We start from the raw sequence: 17,755 nt of genomic DNA on the forward strand, positions 1-17,755 counted from the left end.
GGTGTCGGTTTTTAGCGACAAAAAATGGAGACGCGCGAGGCGACAGCGGCTTATTCGCAGGGGATGAGCGAAATAAGAAGAAAAATGAAATTTAATTTCGATTAAACATCAATTAGTTATGATATTACGTGGATTGATGGCACGGTAGATGCTATAGCTTATGCAGCTGCTCATTCAACTGGTTATGACAGCGAAGCAGAATCATCGCTTTTGCCCATAACACCCGGAATGATGCCATAAGAAATGGTGCCTATCGTCCAACATCAACGATAACTGTGCGTGCAAACGAACTTTATCATCCCTCGGACGACACGTTGAGTGAGGCACCCCCTCTTTAAAGACCCGGTCAAACTTCTCGTTTGACCGGGTTTTGCTTTTTAGCGCCGCCATGCTGTGAAACGTGCTATTTCTGCGAGGCGTTTCGCATTCTTTCCGGCAACCCGACCGAATTTCGCGATGAGCTGACATACGCTTCGCAGCTCGCGGGCGAAAACATTGCACTTTCGCCGGAGTGGGCTAGCATCGAGCAAATGAACAGGTAACGAGATGATCTCATTGAAACGATGGCGTTTGTTCCCCCGATCTTTGCGGCAGCTGGTCGTCATGGCGTTTTTGCTGGTGCTGCTGCCGTTGCTGGTGCTGGCCTATCAGGCGTATGGCAGCCTGAACGCCCTCAGCGAGCAGGCCGCCATCATCAACCGCACTACGCTGACGGATGCCCGACGCAGTGAGGCGATGGCCGGCTTGGCATTGGCGTTGGAACGCAGCTATCGTCAATATTGCGTGCTGGACGATCGCACGCTGTCTCAGCTGTATCAAAATCAGCGCAGGCAATATGCTCAGATGCTGGACGTTCACGCCCCGGTTTTGCCCGACCCCCAATCACCGCAGCGCCTGCGGCAGTATTTGACGCAACTGGCGGAGATGCATTGTCAGAATAGCGCGCCGAGCGGTGAAGCCGCGGCGCTGCTGGATAGTTTCTCGCAAGCCAATACGCAGATGGTACAGGTGACGCGAGAAGTGATCTTCTCCCGCGGGCAGCAGCTTCAACGGACGATCGCGGAACGCGGCCAATTCTTCGGCTGGCAGGCGCTGTTGTTGTTTCTGGTCAGCGTGCTGCTGGTCGTACTGTTTACCCGCATGATTATCGGTCCGGTGAAAGGCGTAGAGCGGATGATTAACCGCTTGGGGGAAGGGCTGCCGTTGGGTCATACGCCCACGTTCAGAGGCCCCCGGGAAATTCGTTCGCTGGGGCAACGTATCATTTGGCTGAGCGAACGTCTTTCCTGGCTGGAAGCGCAGCGGCATGAGTTTCTCAGGCACATTTCGCATGAACTCAAAACGCCGCTGGCGAGCCTGCGCGAAGGCACGTCGCTGCTTGCGGATGAGGTCGCCGGACCACTGACGGAAGACCAGCGGCAGGTCGTCACAATTCTGGATAGCAGCAGCCGTCATCTACTACAGCTGATAGAGCAGCTGCTTGACTACAATCGCCAGCTAGCCGATGCGCCGACCGAGCTTGAGCAGGTCGATCTGGCGGCGATCGTTGACGCCGTCGTGGCCGATCATAGCCTGTCGGCGCGGGGAAAATCGATGAAGACGTTAGTTGAACTGGACGTCAAAACGTGCCGTGCGGAAACTACGCTTTTAATGAGAGTGCTCGATAATCTCTATTCCAACGCGGTGCACTATGGGCAGGAATCCGGTAACATTTGGGTGCGTAGCCGCAGCGACGGTTCGCACCTTCAGATTGAGGTCGCCAATACAGGCGCGCCCATCCCGGAAGCCGACCACAGCATGATTTTTGAACCTTTTTATCAGGGCGCACGTCAGCGCAAGGGCGCAGTCAAGGGCAGTGGGCTGGGGCTAAGCATCGCGCAGGACTGCATTCGGCGAATGCGCGGCGAGCTGACTTTGGTCTCGGTAGACTACGCCGACGTCTGTTTCCGTATTGAATTGCCACTAACCTCCGAGAATGAAGCATGAGTGCACGGTTGTTTCGTATTTTATCCCCCCGCTGGCGAGCTGTGACAGCATCAATCCCGTGGGGCCGTGTGTTACGAACTTTGCTGTTCTCTTCACCCCTTTTAGCTGGCTGCGCACCGCATGTGGGCGGCGGGACCGCGATGTTTGTTGAAGCCAATCGCGCACCCGATCAGCAGTTGGCCGATTATCGCAGCGTGGAGTGCCGCGCCATCTGGCTGGCGAACAGCCGCGAAGCGATGACGAATGCCTTGTACTGGCTGAGGGCGATGGACTGCGCGACTCAGCTGTCCCCATCGCAGGCGCTGACGAAGGCCAATCAGACACCGATGTCTTCAGACTGGGCTGGGCTCTGGAAACAAAGTCTGCTGCGCGAGCGGGCGGGGACCGTTCCCGCGGAGCAGCGTCAGCGGATTGCCCGGCTGGCGCAGGAGAGCGAAGACGTGCCGACGGGCCTTATTCCCTTGCTGCAACTGTGGATGGACAAGCAGCAACTGGCCGCGTTTCAGGACGAAGAGCGGGGGCGAATGCAGCGGTTGCAGGACGATCACGAAAAAACGCTGGCTGATCTTCGGGAACAGCAAAATCAGCTGCGTGAGCAGTTGGACGCCACGACGCGCAAGCTGAAAAATCTGACGGATATCGAGCGGCAGTTGTCGGCGCGCAAAGCGGTGCCCGCTGATTTCTCTGACGGAGAGGAGCGGCACGGCTCCTCCTCAGGACACTCGTCGTCGGAAACGAGTGCCAAGCCTCAGAATGCGGAGATCTCACCGGTACAGCCCAGTTTGAAAACGGGAGTCAGTAATCCATGACGACACGGCAATCCGCCAGCCTGCTTTTGGTCGACGACGATCCCAGCCTGCTGAAGCTGCTGGGGATGCGTTTGACCAGCGAAGGATTCAACGTAACGACCGCCGCCAGCGGTCAGGACGCGTTGCGTTTGCTGGTGCGCGAAAAAATCGATTTGGTGATTAGCGATCTGCGGATGGATGAAATGGACGGCCTTGCGCTGTTCGCGGAGATCCAGAAGCAACAGCCGGGGATGCCGGTCATTATTCTGACCGCGCATGGCTCTATTCCGGATGCGGTGGCGGCGACGCAAAAAGGGGTATTCAGCTTCCTGACCAAGCCTGTCGATCGCGATGCGCTCTATCAGGCCATCGACGAGGCATTGTCGGTGGCGGCGCCTGCTCGGGATGATAGCTGGAGAGAGACAATCATCACCCGCAGCCCGCTGATGCTGCGTCTGCTGGAGCAGGCTAAAATGGTGGCCCAGTCGGATGTCAGCGTGTTGATCAATGGTCAGAGTGGTACCGGAAAGGAAGTACTGGCGCGGGCGATTCATGCGGCCAGCCCGCGCGCCGATAAACCCTTTGTGGCGATCAACTGTGGCGCGTTGCCGGAGCCGCTGCTTGAGTCTGAGCTGTTCGGCCACGCCCGCGGCGCGTTCACGGGCGCGGTGAGCAATCGTGATGGTCTATTTACCGCGGCGGACGGCGGAACACTGTTCCTGGATGAAATCGGCGATATGCCGTTATCGCTGCAGGTTAAGCTGCTGCGAGTGTTGCAGGAGCGCAAAGTCAGGCCGTTGGGTAGCAATCACGATCTGAATATTGATGTGCGTATTATCTCTGCGACCCATCGCCATTTGCCCAAAGCGATGGAGAAAGGCGAGTTTCGGGAAGATCTGTTTTACCGCCTCAACGTCGTAAATATGAAAATTCCGGCGCTGAACGAACGTTCGGAGGATATTCCCTTGCTCGTCAATCATCTGCTACGGGAGGCCGCTGCGCGCCATAAACCATTTGTGCGCAGTTTCTCCACGGATGCCATGAAACGCTTGATGACGGCGAGCTGGCCGGGTAACGTGCGCCAGCTGGTCAACGTGATCGAACAATGTGTGGCGCTGACCAGCGCGCCGGTCATTAGCGAGGCGTTGGTCGAACAGGCGCTGGAAGGCGAAAATACGGCTCTGCCAACCTTCGCGGATGCTCGCCACCAGTTCGAGCTGAACTATCTGCGTAAACTGCTCCAGATCGCCAAGGGCAATGTCACCCAGGCGGCTCGTATGGCGGGACGCAACCGGACTGAATTTTATAAACTGCTGGCGCGCCATGAGCTGGACGCCAATGATTTTAAAGACTAGCTATGGGTAAGTAACGTGCTGATAGCGGGCGCGAGTTGACGCGCGGCCCATCGCATAAACGATGCCAGGCTACGGCCGTGACAAAGTGACGATTAGGATTTCTTGATGAAAAAAATTGATGCGATTATCAAGCCCTTCAAACTGGACGACGTTCGTGAAGCGTTGGCGGAAGTAGGGATTACCGGCATGACGGTGACTGAGGTCAAAGGGTTCGGTCGCCAGAAAGGCCATACCGAACTGTACCGCGGTGCGGAATACATGGTGGATTTCTTGCCCAAGGTGAAAATTGAAATCGTTATTGCTGACGATATTGTTGATACCTGTGTCGAAACCATTATGCGGACGGCTCAAACGGGTAAAATCGGCGACGGTAAAATTTTCGTTTATGACGTCAGCCAGGTCGTGCGTATTCGTACGGGGGAAGAAGATGAAGCCGCACTTTAAGTGCCTCTCTTCGACGGGATTATTGGGTTTTTGACGTTTTCTTAGACTACTGAAAACGCTGCTGAATCAATGTCGGCCGCATCATCACGTCGGCGTTGATTCAGGTATATTCGTCCCTACCATTTCTTTACCCTGCCAACTGCCAACTGCCAACTGCCAACTGCCAACTGCCAACTGCCAACTGCCAACTGCCAACTGCCAACTGCCAACTGCCAACTGCCAACTGCCAACTGCCAACTGCCAACTGCCAACTGCCCAACTGCCCAACTGCCCAACTGCCCAACTGCCCAACTGCCCAACTGCCCAACTGCCCAACTGCCCAACTGCCTCCAGGCTACTCGCTGTTCCCTGATCCCAAGCTTGGTTATGTATTGGCGTGAGATTATTCCACCTCTTCTGTTTCTGCTGTCTACGCCGGGATGACGAGTCTCAACACGCTGTTGAAGCCGCTGGGAAGAGGGCGGATACTCAAGGGATTCTCAGGCTGTCGCCAGATTTAGGCAGAAAGGTTCTATTGGCCCTATGGCATTGACGCGCAGAAAACGCAGGCAAAAAAATCGGCGATGGCATCAGTAGAAATCATAGGGATAACATCGTGAGGTTCACGCAATCATTCCGGTTTTATTTATGAAGATAATGCAAGCGCGTGTTAGATACCCTATTAGGGCTGCGTCAGCTTTCTGTAGAAATATCGAAATGTCTGTAGTGATGACAAGGACGTGAGTGTGATACCGATGAATTAATAATAAAGGACAGCTTAGGTGATAGGCCTAAATCCTAAGGTGGTAAATGGAATGAATACAGTTCTTGTCGATTGTTGTCATTTTTTATATCAATCCGGTCGCCAATATTCTTTAAGCAGAAATTATGTTTTTCAAGATATAAAAAAAGTGTTTTGCTTTTTTTGAATATTAACGATGAGGTGACGGCGCTTTATCCATGATAAAACTATCTATGCTTGAATATTTAACATTAAAACAGCGCAAATAGGGTTGTATTTGCGCTGCTTTATTATGTTGGCCGACCAAACTGTTATTTTACCAATATAGACCGGCCGTGACTTACCACGTTTGACTTTCGCGCGTTGTAGATGTTCCGGATTAGATTTTTCCGTAACCCGCGCCAGCCATGATGGTTTTGATTAAGCTGGTGTTCATGGTCTGCACTTTATAGGAGTAAGGTATCTTAGCGGTATAGTTTGTGAAACCACAGCTTGATAAGCCAGCGGCGCTATTGTTGATAAGTGAATTTTTATCGGTAAAGACTTTGCCGTTAAACGCCTTCACGACACCACACTTGCTCTTTAGGTTGGCGATGTTGAACGCATTGCTCTCCGACAACAAGCTGCTGCTGGTGCCGATACCGAAGCTATAGAGATAGGCGTAGACGGAGGCATTCACATTACCGACAAATACGTTATTGAATGCATGAACATTGCCGAAACGCACGCGCGGAGCACGTTCACGGACCTGGTTGAACAGGTTGTTGTAGAAGGTCACGCGCAGTTTGCCCGCATCCTGTGAGCCATTGCTATCGGAATGGCCAATCAAGATGGTTTTGTCGTGCTGTTCAAAACGGTTATTGGAGACGGTGATATAGTCGGACCCCCGCTTGATATCTAACGCGCCGTCATGCTGCACATAGGTTGCACCGTTTTTCGTGGTGTATTTGTTGTCGGTAAAGCTACCGTCGCTAAAGGTGACATGGTCGATCCAGACGTGGTGAGACGTAATCACATTGATGGAGTCCCATTCAGCATTCCAGCCATCGCCCGATTCATAATGCGGTGCGACGTCGACGGGGGTTTCGATATAAACGTTACGGATAATAACGTTGCTGGCGCTGCTAATCACCAGCGAACCCTTGGTAAATTTACCCGAAGTCCCGATGCCGATAATGGTGGTGTTCGACGGAATGAGAAGCTGGCTGCGTGCCTTCTGGTCGTTGTAGGAAGAGTAGGCTTTACCCCCGCTTATATCGATGGTTCCCGTAATTTGAATGATCTTCGCCGTGCTTTTGGCGGCTAACGCTGCTTTAAACTCAGTGATGTTTTTCGCCGTGTAGATATTGGCGGCGGCGGCGGCTTTGCCCCCGCTGGTCGTTCCGTTCTGAGTCGCCCACCCTACCGTAGCCGCAGTACGGCCTTGAGCGCTTAGCAGACTGGCGGCCGAGGCGTTGGAGATCATCAACGCGGCAGTGATGCTGGCAATCAGCAGAGGTTTGGCATAAGAGAAAATACGTGAAAGTGATCCAGAAAACACTGGGGTTGTCCCTTTAGATAAATGAGTGACGTTCATCGACAAGTTCCTTCTTTGTTATAAAAAATGATTAATAAAATTCTTAATTAATCGAGGTGATATAAAGGTATTAAGTAATAGGCTCGTATTATTCAGAACTGTAAGCTTGGTTTTTTGATCGAAATCGTTTTTCTGAGAGAAAGTTAAAATTAAATAAAAAAGGTATTGCTTTGTGGAAGGTTGAGACGAAATGAATATTGCGTGGCGTGATTATATACATTGATAAATAGAGAGGTGTTGTTGAAATTCGTATTATTCCTATCATTTTTTATAGGTATTACTGAAAGAGATTTGCTGCATTGTTATTGGTCTTTTCTTATTGACTTGTTAGTTGATTTAATTTCAGTTCAATAAAAATAGAGTAAAGCGGCAACCGCGGATTAATAACCTTTGTACGATTGCCGTTTTTTATTTAGAGTTTACCGAAGCCGGCATTCCCGGCGATTTCGTCAGACAAGCTGGTCGTCATCGGTTGTACGGTATAGCTGTACGGGATGGTGTCGGCGTATGCCGTAAAACCGCAGGTAGATAAATCGATCTCGCTGCCGTTCAGCATGGAGCCTTTATCCGAGAAGATTTTGCCGTTATAAGCTTTCAGCACTTTGCAGCTATTGCTGAGGTTGCTAATGGTAAAACCATTGCCTTCGGACAATAGGCTGCTGCTGGTGCCGATGCCAAAACTGTACAAGTAAGGATAAGCCGTGTCTTTTACGTCCCCGATATAGACATTGTTGAAGGCATGTACGTTGCCGAAACGAATTCTCGGCGCACGTTCACGTACCCGGTTAAACAGGTTGTTGAAGAAAGTGACGTGCAGTTTGCCTTTGTCCTGGGCGGTATTGCTGTCGCTATGCCCGATCAGGACGGTTTTATCATGCAGCTCAAAGCGACTATTAGAAACGGTGACATAGTCGGAACCGCGTTTGATATCTAGCGCACCGTCGTGCTGTACATACGTTTCGCCATCCTTGGTCGTGTACTTGTCGTCCGTAAAACTGCCGTCGCTGATAGTCACATGATCGATCCATACATGGTCGGCGGTCTGAACATTCATCGCATCCCATTCCGCATTCCAGCCATCCCCCGACTCGAAATGCGGCTCAACGTCAACCGGCGTTTCAATATAGAGATTCCGCAAGATCACGTTGCTGACTTCTTTGACGATCAGCGAACCGTTGGTGAGTTTACCCTGGTCGCCAATACCGATGATTGTGGTGTTGGAAGGGACCTGGAGCTGGCTGCGTGCTTTTTGATCGTCAAAGCTCGTATAGGCGGTGCCGCCGCTGATGTCGATAGGCGCCGTAATCTGGATGATTTTGCTGGCGCTGCCAGCCGCCAGCGCCGTTTTGAACTCGTCGATCGTCGCGACGCTGTAGATGTTCTCTTCCGCTGCGGCGGAACCACCGGTGGTGGAACCGTTTTGTGATGCCCAACCGACGGCCGGTGCGGTGGTCAGGGCTTCCTGCGTCAGCACAGAACCAGCGATTGCGCTGGAAGACATCAGTGCCGTTGCAACGCTGACAAACAGTAAACTCGCCGACGTTTTCAGCAAGAAGGGGGACGAGGTCAATCGGCCGGGATGGCTTGATCCAGTGCGAGGTATAAGACGACTCATGAGGTTTTCTCCTTATTTTGCCCACGTAGCTCGCCTACGTTTCCCTGGTGTGAGAATGAAGGGCGGGTGGTTGAAATCCGTTCAAGGCGAGGAAATTAGCAATCCATATAGTTAGGTTCAATATCGTTATTGGTAATAATTATTCTTGGTCAAAAGGTAATATAAAAAATACTTAGTATCAGAATGGTCTTAGAGACCATCAAGAGAAAATCTCAACGGGAACAAGGAGGGGAAGGACGGGGCGCCAGCGAATGAGGACGCAGCCCAACATGAAAAAGATACAGGTGCCTGATGAGAAAAAGTCGCCCTGCGCAGAGAGGTAAAGGAAAGGCAAAACCCTTGCGCAGACTGGAGCTAATCGTTTGCGCAAAAACCTCCGTCAAAGCCTATCTTCGCCGGTGAGAATCGGTTTACACTATAAGCCAGTGCCTTTCGGGGTGATTATATTGCGTTGTAAAAAATGCACGTTATGAGTCAGGAGATCCGGATGTTAAAGCGTGAAATGAACATTGCCGATTATGATGCCGAGCTGTGGCAGGCCATGCAGCAGGAAGTCGTGCGTCAGGAAGAACATATTGAGCTGATTGCTTCAGAAAACTACACCAGCCCACGCGTCATGCAGGCACAGGGATCTCAGCTAACCAACAAATATGCGGAAGGATACCCGGGCAAACGCTATTACGGCGGCTGTGAATATGTCGATATTGTTGAGCAACTGGCCATCGACCGCGCGAAAGCGCTGTTCGGCGCTGACTACGCCAACGTACAGCCACACTCGGGTTCGCAAGCCAACTTTGCGGTTTATACTGCGCTGCTGCAGCCCGGCGATACCATTCTGGGTATGAACCTGGCTCACGGCGGTCACCTGACTCACGGCGCGCCGGTCAACCTGTCCGGTAAGCTGTACAAAGTCGTCCCCTACGGCATTGACGAAAGCGGCAAGATTGACTACGACGAAATGGCCGAATTAGCGCGTACGCACAAACCGAAAATGATCGTCGGCGGCTTCTCTGCTTATTCCGGCGTGGTCGACTGGGCGAAAATGCGTGAAATCGCTGATAGCGTGGGCGCTTACCTGTTCGTTGATATGGCTCACGTTGCGGGTCTGGTTGCAGCCGGCGTTTATCCGACGCCGGTGCCTCATGCGCACATCGTCACCACCACGACGCATAAAACCCTGGCGGGTCCGCGAGGCGGTCTGATCCTGGCGAAAGGCGGTGATGAGGATCTGTATAAGAAACTGAACTCCGCGGTATTCCCGGGTGGTCAGGGCGGCCCGCTGATGCATGTTATCGCCGGTAAAGCCGTCGCTCTGAAAGAAGCGATGGAACCGGAATTTACCGTTTACCAGCAGCAGGTTGCAAAAAACGCCAAAGAGATGGTGGATGTGTTCCTGGCACGGGGTTTCAACGTGGTGTCCGGCGGTACGCAAAACCACCTGTTCCTGTTGGATCTGGTCAGCAAAGATATCACGGGTAAGGAAGCCGATGCCGCGCTGGGCCGGGCGAATATTACGGTCAACAAAAACAGCGTGCCGAACGATCCTAAAAGCCCATTTGTGACCTCCGGTATCCGTATCGGTACGCCGTCCGCGACCCGCAGGGGCTTCAAAGAAGCTGAAGTGCGCGAACTGGCTGGCTGGATTTGTGACGTGCTGGATAACATCAACGACGAAGCGGTGATTAAGCGCACCAAGCAGAAAGTGCTGGAACTCTGCGCTCGTTTCCCTGTTTACGCCTAAGCCTGCGATGCGTGCTCCGTCACGCACCACGAATAAACGCCAGCGCAACGCTGGCGTTTTTTTATCTGTCGGACGTGGTTGCGCCAGTCAAACATCTTTGCCAAAGTAGCCAGCCGAACACAGGAGAACCCATGGTTTTACGATCCACTCGCTGGCTGGCTCTCAGCTATTTCACCTACTTTTTCTGCTACGGCATCTTTTTGCCTTTTTGGGGGCGTTGGCTGCAGGGAGAAGGTTTATCGGATGAAACCATTGGGCTATTGCTCGGCGCCGGTTTGGTCGCTCGCTGTTGCGGGAGTCTGGCGATTACTGCCGGGGTCGGGCATCCGTCCCGGCTCATCGGCGCACTGCGCGGTCTGGCGCTGGTCTCGCTGATCATGGCCTTCGGGTTCTGGCTCGGCAATGCGTGGTTGTGGCTTCTGCTGGTCATGATTGGGTTCAACCTGTTCTTCGCGCCGCTGGTGCCGCTGACCGATGCGCTGGCAAGTACCTGGCGGAAACAGCTCACGATGGACTACGGGCGGGTGCGGCTGTGGGGATCTATCGCGTTTGTTATTGGTTCTGCGGTCACCGGCGACCTGATTGCCGTCTGGGGGCATCCGGCCATTCTGATGGTTCTCTGCGCCGGGCTGCTGTGCATGTTGTTAGGCATGTTGTTTCGGCCTGAAACCGCGCCCCAGGCGGCGGCGTCTAAGGCGACCGATCTTGCCTCAACCCCATGGCGTCAGTTATTGAGTGAAACCGCCGTGTGGCGCTTTATGCTTGGCGTTACCCTGTTGCAGGGAGCGCATGCCGCGTATTACGGCTTCAGCGTCATTTACTGGCAGAATATGGGCTACTCGGCGTCGGTCGCGGGGTATCTTTGGTCGCTGGGCGTGGTCGCAGAGATTGTGATTTTTGCGCTCAGTCATCGTTTATTTCGGCGCTGGACGGCGCAGGGACTGCTGTTGCTCTCTGCCGCATGCGGCGTGATCCGCTGGGGGCTGATGGGAGCGACCGTGTCGCTGCCGTGGCTGATCGTGATTCAGCTATTACACTGCGGGACGTTTACGATATGCCATCTGTCGGCCATGCGCTTTATCTCCACGCGACAGGGCAGTGACGTGTTGAAGCTGCAAGCGGTGTATTCCGCGTTGGCGATGGGCGGCGGAATCGCTTTGGTCACGCTCTTTTCCGGTTATCTATTCAGCCATCTGCAGGGCAAAACATTCTGGGTGATGGCATTGTTGGCGGCTCCGGTCCTGTTTTTCCGGTTGCCGGATACGGCGAAGACGAAGACCTCCCTGAAAGAAAATCATTAATCAGAGGTGACGATGGTATTCGGTGCAATCACATCGCGATGGCCTGGCCGGTTGGCGGCGGCGCTGATGATTATGGGATGTGGCGCGACTTCGCAGGCGTTAGCGCACCCGCACAGTTTTATCGACATGCGCATGACCGTGGAGGGGCAAAACGATCTCATCACCGGCCTGCGCATGACGTGGACGATGGATCCTATGACCTCCGCCGATCTGCTCTACGATGCGGGCGCGGCGTCCCAAGAGGCGGAAGTCTGGAAGAAGCTGGCGGCGGAAGTCATGGCCAACGTGCTGGGTCAGCACTATTTCACCGATATCTTTCGCGATGGCGAGCCGGTTAAATATGCGCCGGTGCCAAGCGAATATCATCTTTCTCGTCACGGCAATCAGGCGGTGCTAGAGTTCGTGCTCCCGCTGGCCCATCCTCAGCCTCTGGCGGGAAAACCTTTGCTGATATCCACCTACGATCCGACCTACTTCGTCGACATGTCCTACAAAGGGGACAATGCGATCGCCGTTAATCCGGCATTGTCGTCTCGCTGCCATACTACGCTGACGACGCCGAAACCGGATGCTTCGTTGCAGTCTTATGCGCTCTCGTTAGATAAAAATGACAGCCCGGACGAAGACATGGCGCTGGGTCAACAATTTGCACAGCGGGTCGCATTGCAATGCCAATAAATCTCTCTTCTCATTCCGGCGGTCACGCGCGCCGCGCTGTGTGGCCGCTGTTGATCTTGCTGCTGGCCTTGGGCTGGGGACTCTATGAAGTCTGGGCCTGGTGGCCGGAGATGCTGCGCCAAAGCGTCATCTGGCAACGATCGCTTCACCAGCAAATGTCGCAGCTGATGGAAGCGGTCAGCACGCAGCCGCATCGCGCCGGTTGGAGCCTGCTTGCGTTCAGTCTGACCTACGGCATTTTGCATGCGCTTGGGCCGGGCCACGGCAAGGTGGTGATCGCCACCTATCTCGCTACGCATCCCTCTCGCCTGAAGCGCAGCCTCCAGCTCACCTTCGCCGCATCGCTGTTGCAGGGCATGGTCGCGGTGATGCTGGTGACGATAGTGCTCTCCGTGTTGCAGCTCTCCAGCCGGGTGCTGCACGTCAGCAGTTTTTGGATAGAGAAGGGCAGTTACCTGCTGGTGATGTTGCTCGGGGTATGGCTGTGCGTACGGGCTGTGCGGCGGCTGTTTGCGGCGCGAGCGGGGTCCCGTCCTCCCCGCATCCAGCGGCTTGCGCCGCTGACGGCAGCGCCGTCGTCGTCGGTGAGGCGCGTCGAGAATATCCGCGGTTCTGGCGCGCATGATGCGGGATGCGGCTGTGGGCATCAGCATGTTCCGCCGCCGGAAGCGCTTGCCGAAGACGGCGGGTGGCGTGCTCGCTTAATGGTGGTGCTGGCGATGGGATTACGTCCCTGTTCGGGCGCGATACTGGTGCTGTTGTTCGCCAAAGTCCTCGGCGTGTATGGCTGGGGAATTTTGTCTGCGTTGACGATGGCATTGGGCACCGCCTTTACGCTCTCCCTGCTGGCGGCGGCGGTCAGCACCTGCCGACGGCTGATGACGCGCCTCGGCGCAGGACGGGCTTCACCTCGGTGGCAGCAACTTTTCTGGTGTGCCTTATCCCTGAGCGGCGGCGCATTACTCATGGTGGTGGGCGTGGTGCTGTATGTCAGCGCCCAACCAGCCATGATGGGCGGCATTCGCCCGTTCGCGGGATAGTTGTGGATGGAGCGGCGCGGCTTCGCTGAGCTGGAAAGCCTGCCGGTCCAAAGCCTTGGTGTAGCCCAGGGCGGGGAGGGTTACTGCACCGGCTCCGTGACCAGTCCGTCGATCATCACCTGCGGTATGCCCTGTGAACAACGCTCAATACGCCCTCGTACGCCGTAAACGCGCGCCAGACTCTCTGCGGTAATAACCTCCGCCGGCTCCCCGTCGGCAATCAACTGACCATTTTGCAGCATCAACACGTGATCGCCGTGGCGAAGTGCGATGTTAATGTCGTGGACCACCACAACGGTGACGATGTTCCGGCGCTGGGTTTCTCGACGCACCAAATCCATTACGTGGAACTGGTAGTTGAGATCGAGCGCGCTGAGCGGTTCATCCAGCAGGAGCAGCGACGGCTGACGGATCAGCGACTGAGCCAGCCCGACCAGCTGTTTTTGCCCCCCGGATAGCTGGTCCAGATAGCTCAGAGCCAGATGCTCGATACCCAGCTGTTGGAGTAGCGTCATGACCTCGTCTTTATCGTCGCGCAGGGACAGACCTCCGCTGGCGCGCTGGGCGACGATAATCGACTCCAGGACGTGCAGATGCACCCCGGCCGGCAGCGACTGAGGGAGGTAAACCACCTTTTCGGCGCGCTTGCTGAAAGGCTGCTGCATCAGGTTCACGTCGTCCAGATAGACGTCCCCCTTCGCATTGCCCAGCCCGGCAATTGCTCGCAGCAACGTAGATTTCCCGCTGCCGTTCGGTCCCAGCAACACGGTGATTTTGCCTCTTGGGAGCTTCGGCACGTTGAGGTCCCCGATCACCGGGCGCTTGGGATAGCCTGCGTGGAAGTGGGCCAGGGTCAGCCCTTTCGGTGACGAATTCATACGTTCCCCCTATGCCGCAGAATAATACTCAGGAAGAAAGGCACGCCGACCAGTGAGGTGACAATGCCGACGGGAATGATGACGCCCGGCAGCAGGTTCTTGGACACCACGGAGGCCAGCGACAGCACCAGCGCGCCGGTCAACGCGCTGGCCGGCAGATAAAAGCGGTGATCTTCGCCGAAGATCAGCCGTGCGATATGCGGCGCCACCAGGCCGATAAAGCCGATGGGACCGACGAAGGCGACCGACAGCGCGGACAATATGCTAATGCGCAGCAGCGTCGCCAGCCGCAGACGGCGCACGTTGATGCCGAAGCTGATCGCCCGGTCTTCGCCCAGACGCAGCGCCGTCAGCTTCCACGCGTTCATCATCGAGAGCGGCATGACCACCGTCAGCACCAGCAGCAGAACGCCGAGTTTTTCCCACGATGCGCGGGCCAGACTGCCCATTGTCCAGAAGACAAGCCCTTGCAGCGTGTCTTCGTTGGCGACGAACTGTAGCATGGACACCAGCGCGTTAAAGGTGAACACGAGTGCGATGCCGAAGAGCACCACGCCTGAAGAGGCGACCTGTGTCCAGCGGGTGATGGCATCAAGCAGCAGCGCGGCCAACAGAGCGAACAGGAACGCATTGGCGGAGATAAACCACTGGGCTGGAATGCCGGGAAGGCCAATACCGAGCACGATGGCCAGCGCCGCGCCAAACGCGGCGGCTGAGGAGACGCCCAACGTAAACGGGCTGGCGAGCGGATTATTGAGGATCGTCTGCATTTCCGCGCCTGCTAGCCCCAGCGCCAGGCCGACGACGACCGCCATCAGCGCATAGGGCAGACGGATATCCCAGACAATCACGCGGATACCGGCATCTGCCGCCGCGGGGTCGGTCAGCGTTTGCCACAGCGTTTCCAGCGGCAGGCCCGATGGGCCGAGGACAAAGTCCAGCAGCAGCGAGGCGACGATCGCTATCACCAGGACGGCCATAATCAGCATGCGATGTCGCACGATATGCTGATAGCGATGCATAATGCGTTGTTTGGCAGCGGGGCTACCATGGTGAGTCGATTCGGTCGTAACACTCATGAAAGTTACTCAGCCTGTTTCCAGGAAAAAATAAATTCGCTATCGGGCAATGTCGTGAAGCGGCGAATAATGTCGTGGTAGGAGGCGTCCGGGTTCAGATCGCTGAACTGCTGAGGGTAGATTGCCTTAGCCAGATATTCCATACCAATGACATTGTACGGGTGATTATAGAAGTGGTGATATAGGCCGAATGCTTGTTTTTTCTGCACGGCTGGAATTTGTGCCACGCCGGTCCGGCTGAGCAGCTGGTTTCCTCTGCCATCGAGATTCGCCTTGTCCGCGCCATAACCCAGCTGCAACAGCGGACTGGCGCCGTCGCCGCGTTTCGACCCGGTCATGATGTAAACGTCCGGTTTCATGCTGATGAGCTTTTCCAAAGACACATAACCATAGGCGCCCGGAAGCAGCGTTGAGCCGATATTCCGTGCGCCGACGGCTTCGACCAGCCCGCCCCAGCCGTTATGTGCATGACTGAAGCAGCAAGTTTCAGAACGACCGGCCAGCGCTTCGATGAACACATTGGCTTTCGGCGTGATGGCGGCGGTGCGTTGCTGAATGGCGGCGAGATGCTGGTGATAAAAATCCGTATAGGCTTTGGCGTTATCTTCGCGGTTCAGCACGTGTCCCAGCAGGGCTATGCTGGCGGTCGTGTTTTTGACCGGCGCGATTTCAAAATCGATGAAGATGACGGGGACGCCGAGCGTGCGCAATTTGCTGAGTATACCGTTATCGGTCAGCGAGGGTTTGGCGCGCATTTGCGCAATCATCAGGTCGGGCCGCTGCGCCAGTACGCTTTCCAGCTCGATATCGCCTTTATCGCTGAATCCCATTTCCAGGATAGACGCTGCCTGCGGCCATTTGCCTTTCAACATGTTCCATGTCGCGGTGTCGGATGTTCTGGGCAGGTTATTCCAGGCCACCAACCGCTGAAATGGATCCTCGCGATCCAACAGCGCCAGCGCCATGATGTCTCGGCCGTCCTGCAAGACAATGCGCCGTGGCTCCTGCTTGAGCGTGACGTTCTGCCCGTCGAGATCGGTCACCGTGACGGGATACTGCGTAGCATGGCTAATAAAGGAAGCCGTAAGTGCGGCGACCAGCAAAACATGTCGAAACAGGGGGATGAACATAACGAGACGGCACTCCGTCCTTAAAATGAGTTTAATAATTATTATCATATGTGAAAGGGGGGGCTTTCAACCAACGAAAAAGTTAAAAAACAAAAGTTAGTGAGCGTTGAGGTGTTCGACCTTTACGTCGCCAATATGCGGAAATTCACGCCTTTCATCTTAAAAAAGCGACAAAGCTGGATAATGACGAGGTTATTCACGTAAGACGGAAACCACCTAAGGTCATTGATGCATTGGGGGTATTGTGTACAGGGAATCCTCGTTACAGTCCTTTGGTTTCCGCCTGGTCTGTCGGCATCGTCATGATGAATCGAAACGAATGGATGAGATCACCAGTTCGGCATCAGCGCGTCAATGAGGTCCGCAGGCTGAGATAGGGAGCACGTACCGGCGAGTGTGGCGCTTGATGAAGGGGGGACGTTACTGAAGTGTATAAGGGAAAACGCTTGGGGGCCGTGGCAGGAATAAAAGAAAACGGCGGTTAGCCGACCGAAGTCGACTAACCGGGACAAACTCAACGTTTCAATGCATCGCTCAGGTTGTCGCGGACGTTGGACAACAAGGATTTCACCACGCGCGGGTTGCCTGCGACGATGTTGCCGGTCGTCAGGTAATTGTGGCCGCCGACGAAGTCGGTCACGATACCGCCTGCTTCACGTACCAGCAGTTCACCGCCAGCAAAGTCCCACGGCTTGAGGCCGATTTCGAAGAAACCATCAACGCGGCCCGCGGCAACGTAAGCCAGATCCAGCGCGGCGGAACCGGTGCGGCGGAAGTCCGCGCACAGACCGAACAGACCTTCCATCATGCGGAAGTAGCTGGCGGAATGCTGTTTGTGCTTGAACGGGAAGCCGGTGGCGAGGATGGTGCCGTCCAGGTCGCGAGCGTTGCTGCTGCGTAAACGATAGCCGTTCAGCTGAGCGCCCTGACCGCGAGTGGCGGTGAACAGCTCATTACGCATTGGATCGTACACAGCCGCAACTTCGGTGCGGCCTTTGATGCGAACAGCGATGGAAACCGCGAAGTGCGGCAGACGTTTAATAAAGTTGGAAGTGCCATCCAGGGGATCGATAATCCATTGAATATCCTGGTCTTCTCCGACCAGTTCTCCGCACTCTTCACTGATGATGGTGTGCTGAGGGTATGATTTGCGAATGATTTCAATAATCAGGCGCTCTGCATCCCGATCGACATTGGTGACAAAATCGTTACTGCCTTTCTGGCTCGCCTCGACGGCGTCGGGCGTTTCATAGTTTTTGGCAATTAAATTACCGCCTTTACGCGCGGCGCGCACGGCAATGTTCAGCATCGGATGCATGGTATCGTCCACAAGAATGTTAAAGAACAGAAATCGGCGCGCAGTATACCAGCAAAAGAGAAAATAGCGAAGATTGTGTTAACATAGTCCGCATTTCCTTTTTCG

Annotated in this window: 15 protein-coding genes; 8 read left to right on the forward strand and 7 right to left on the reverse strand. The window is 54.8% G+C overall.

The features are described from left to right. The first annotated feature begins 546 nt into the window (after positions 1-546). From BLU64_RS15550 to glnB, 4 genes are all read left to right on the forward strand, one after another. Positions 547-1,986 carry a sensor histidine kinase gene (locus BLU64_RS15550; RefSeq protein ID WP_074729340.1) on the forward strand — a complete coding sequence of 480 codons (1,440 nt, stop codon included), beginning with the start codon at positions 547-549 and terminating at the stop codon, positions 1,984-1,986. 68 nt (positions 1,987-2,054) lie between these two features. Next, positions 2,055-2,795 (forward strand): two-component system QseEF-associated lipoprotein QseG, encoded by a 741-nt coding sequence (locus tag BLU64_RS15555; RefSeq protein WP_157755387.1) that lies wholly within the window; start codon positions 2,055-2,057, stop codon positions 2,793-2,795. Beyond that, on the forward strand, positions 2,792-4,129 hold the full coding sequence (gene glrR, locus BLU64_RS15560) for a two-component system response regulator GlrR (protein WP_074729342.1): 1,338 nt from the start codon (positions 2,792-2,794) through the stop codon (positions 4,127-4,129). The genes BLU64_RS15555 and glrR overlap by 4 nt, the downstream gene beginning before the upstream one ends. A gap of 105 nt (positions 4,130-4,234) precedes the next feature. Then, the gene (glnB, locus tag BLU64_RS15565) at positions 4,235-4,573 is read left to right on the forward strand and encodes a nitrogen regulatory protein P-II (RefSeq protein ID WP_026738393.1); all 339 of its coding nucleotides are present in this window, start codon (positions 4,235-4,237) and stop codon (positions 4,571-4,573) included. Between the two features lie 84 nt (positions 4,574-4,657). Here the strand turns inward: glnB and BLU64_RS15570 are convergent, their stop codons facing one another. The 3 genes from BLU64_RS15570 to BLU64_RS15580 all read right to left on the reverse strand — a co-directional run bounded on the left by BLU64_RS15570 (position 4,658) and on the right by BLU64_RS15580 (position 8,485). Further along, positions 4,658-4,888, reverse strand: a complete 231-nt coding sequence (locus BLU64_RS15570; protein WP_139171526.1) for a hypothetical protein — start codon at positions 4,886-4,888, stop codon at positions 4,658-4,660. Between the two features lie 785 nt (positions 4,889-5,673). Further along, a complete protein-coding gene (locus tag BLU64_RS15575) occupies positions 5,674-6,870 on the reverse strand; it encodes a pectate lyase family protein (RefSeq protein ID WP_026742325.1) in 1,197 nt (398 codons plus the stop codon). Positions 6,871-7,282: 412 nt separating this feature from the next. Further along, a complete protein-coding gene (locus BLU64_RS15580; protein WP_074729345.1) occupies positions 7,283-8,485 on the reverse strand; it encodes a polysaccharide lyase in 1,203 nt (400 codons plus the stop codon). A 487-nt stretch (positions 8,486-8,972) separates the two neighbouring features. On the opposite strand from BLU64_RS15580, the gene glyA reads away from it, so the two are divergent. From glyA to BLU64_RS15600, 4 genes are all read left to right on the forward strand, one after another. Further along, the gene (gene glyA, locus BLU64_RS15585) at positions 8,973-10,226 is read left to right on the forward strand and encodes a serine hydroxymethyltransferase (RefSeq protein ID WP_074729347.1); all 1,254 of its coding nucleotides are present in this window, start codon (positions 8,973-8,975) and stop codon (positions 10,224-10,226) included. A gap of 131 nt (positions 10,227-10,357) precedes the next feature. Next, positions 10,358-11,527 (forward strand): 3-phenylpropionate MFS transporter, encoded by a 1,170-nt coding sequence (locus BLU64_RS15590; RefSeq protein ID WP_026742322.1) that lies wholly within the window; start codon positions 10,358-10,360, stop codon positions 11,525-11,527. Positions 11,528-11,599: 72 nt separating this feature from the next. Further along, complete coding sequence (locus BLU64_RS15595; protein WP_036152747.1) at positions 11,600-12,205, forward strand: DUF1007 family protein; 606 nt, start codon at positions 11,600-11,602, stop codon at positions 12,203-12,205. Further along, positions 12,196-13,245 carry a nickel/cobalt transporter gene (locus BLU64_RS15600; protein WP_074729349.1) on the forward strand — a complete coding sequence of 350 codons (1,050 nt, stop codon included), beginning with the start codon at positions 12,196-12,198 and terminating at the stop codon, positions 13,243-13,245. Before BLU64_RS15595 ends, BLU64_RS15600 begins: the two co-directional genes overlap by 10 nt. A gap of 80 nt (positions 13,246-13,325) precedes the next feature. On the opposite strand, the gene BLU64_RS15605 is transcribed toward BLU64_RS15600, so the two are convergent. From BLU64_RS15605 to suhB, 4 genes are all read right to left on the reverse strand, one after another. After that, positions 13,326-14,123 (reverse strand): ABC transporter ATP-binding protein, encoded by a 798-nt coding sequence (locus BLU64_RS15605; protein WP_026742319.1) that lies wholly within the window; start codon positions 14,121-14,123, stop codon positions 13,326-13,328. Beyond that, positions 14,120-15,202 (reverse strand): FecCD family ABC transporter permease, encoded by a 1,083-nt coding sequence (locus tag BLU64_RS15610; protein WP_074729350.1) that lies wholly within the window; start codon positions 15,200-15,202, stop codon positions 14,120-14,122. Before BLU64_RS15610 ends, BLU64_RS15605 begins: the two co-directional genes overlap by 4 nt. Positions 15,203-15,207: 5 nt before the next feature. Beyond that, positions 15,208-16,332, reverse strand: a complete 1,125-nt coding sequence (locus BLU64_RS15615; RefSeq protein WP_051625483.1) for an ABC transporter substrate-binding protein — start codon at positions 16,330-16,332, stop codon at positions 15,208-15,210. Positions 16,333-16,846: 514 nt separating this feature from the next. Next, positions 16,847-17,650, reverse strand: coding sequence for an inositol-1-monophosphatase (gene suhB, locus BLU64_RS15620; RefSeq protein ID WP_026742316.1), 804 nt, complete (start codon positions 17,648-17,650; stop codon positions 16,847-16,849). Positions 17,651-17,755: the final 105 nt, after the last annotated feature.

Source organism: Lonsdalea quercina (genome assembly GCF_900107885.1).
Classification (GTDB): Bacteria; Pseudomonadota; Gammaproteobacteria; order Enterobacterales; family Enterobacteriaceae; genus Lonsdalea; species Lonsdalea quercina.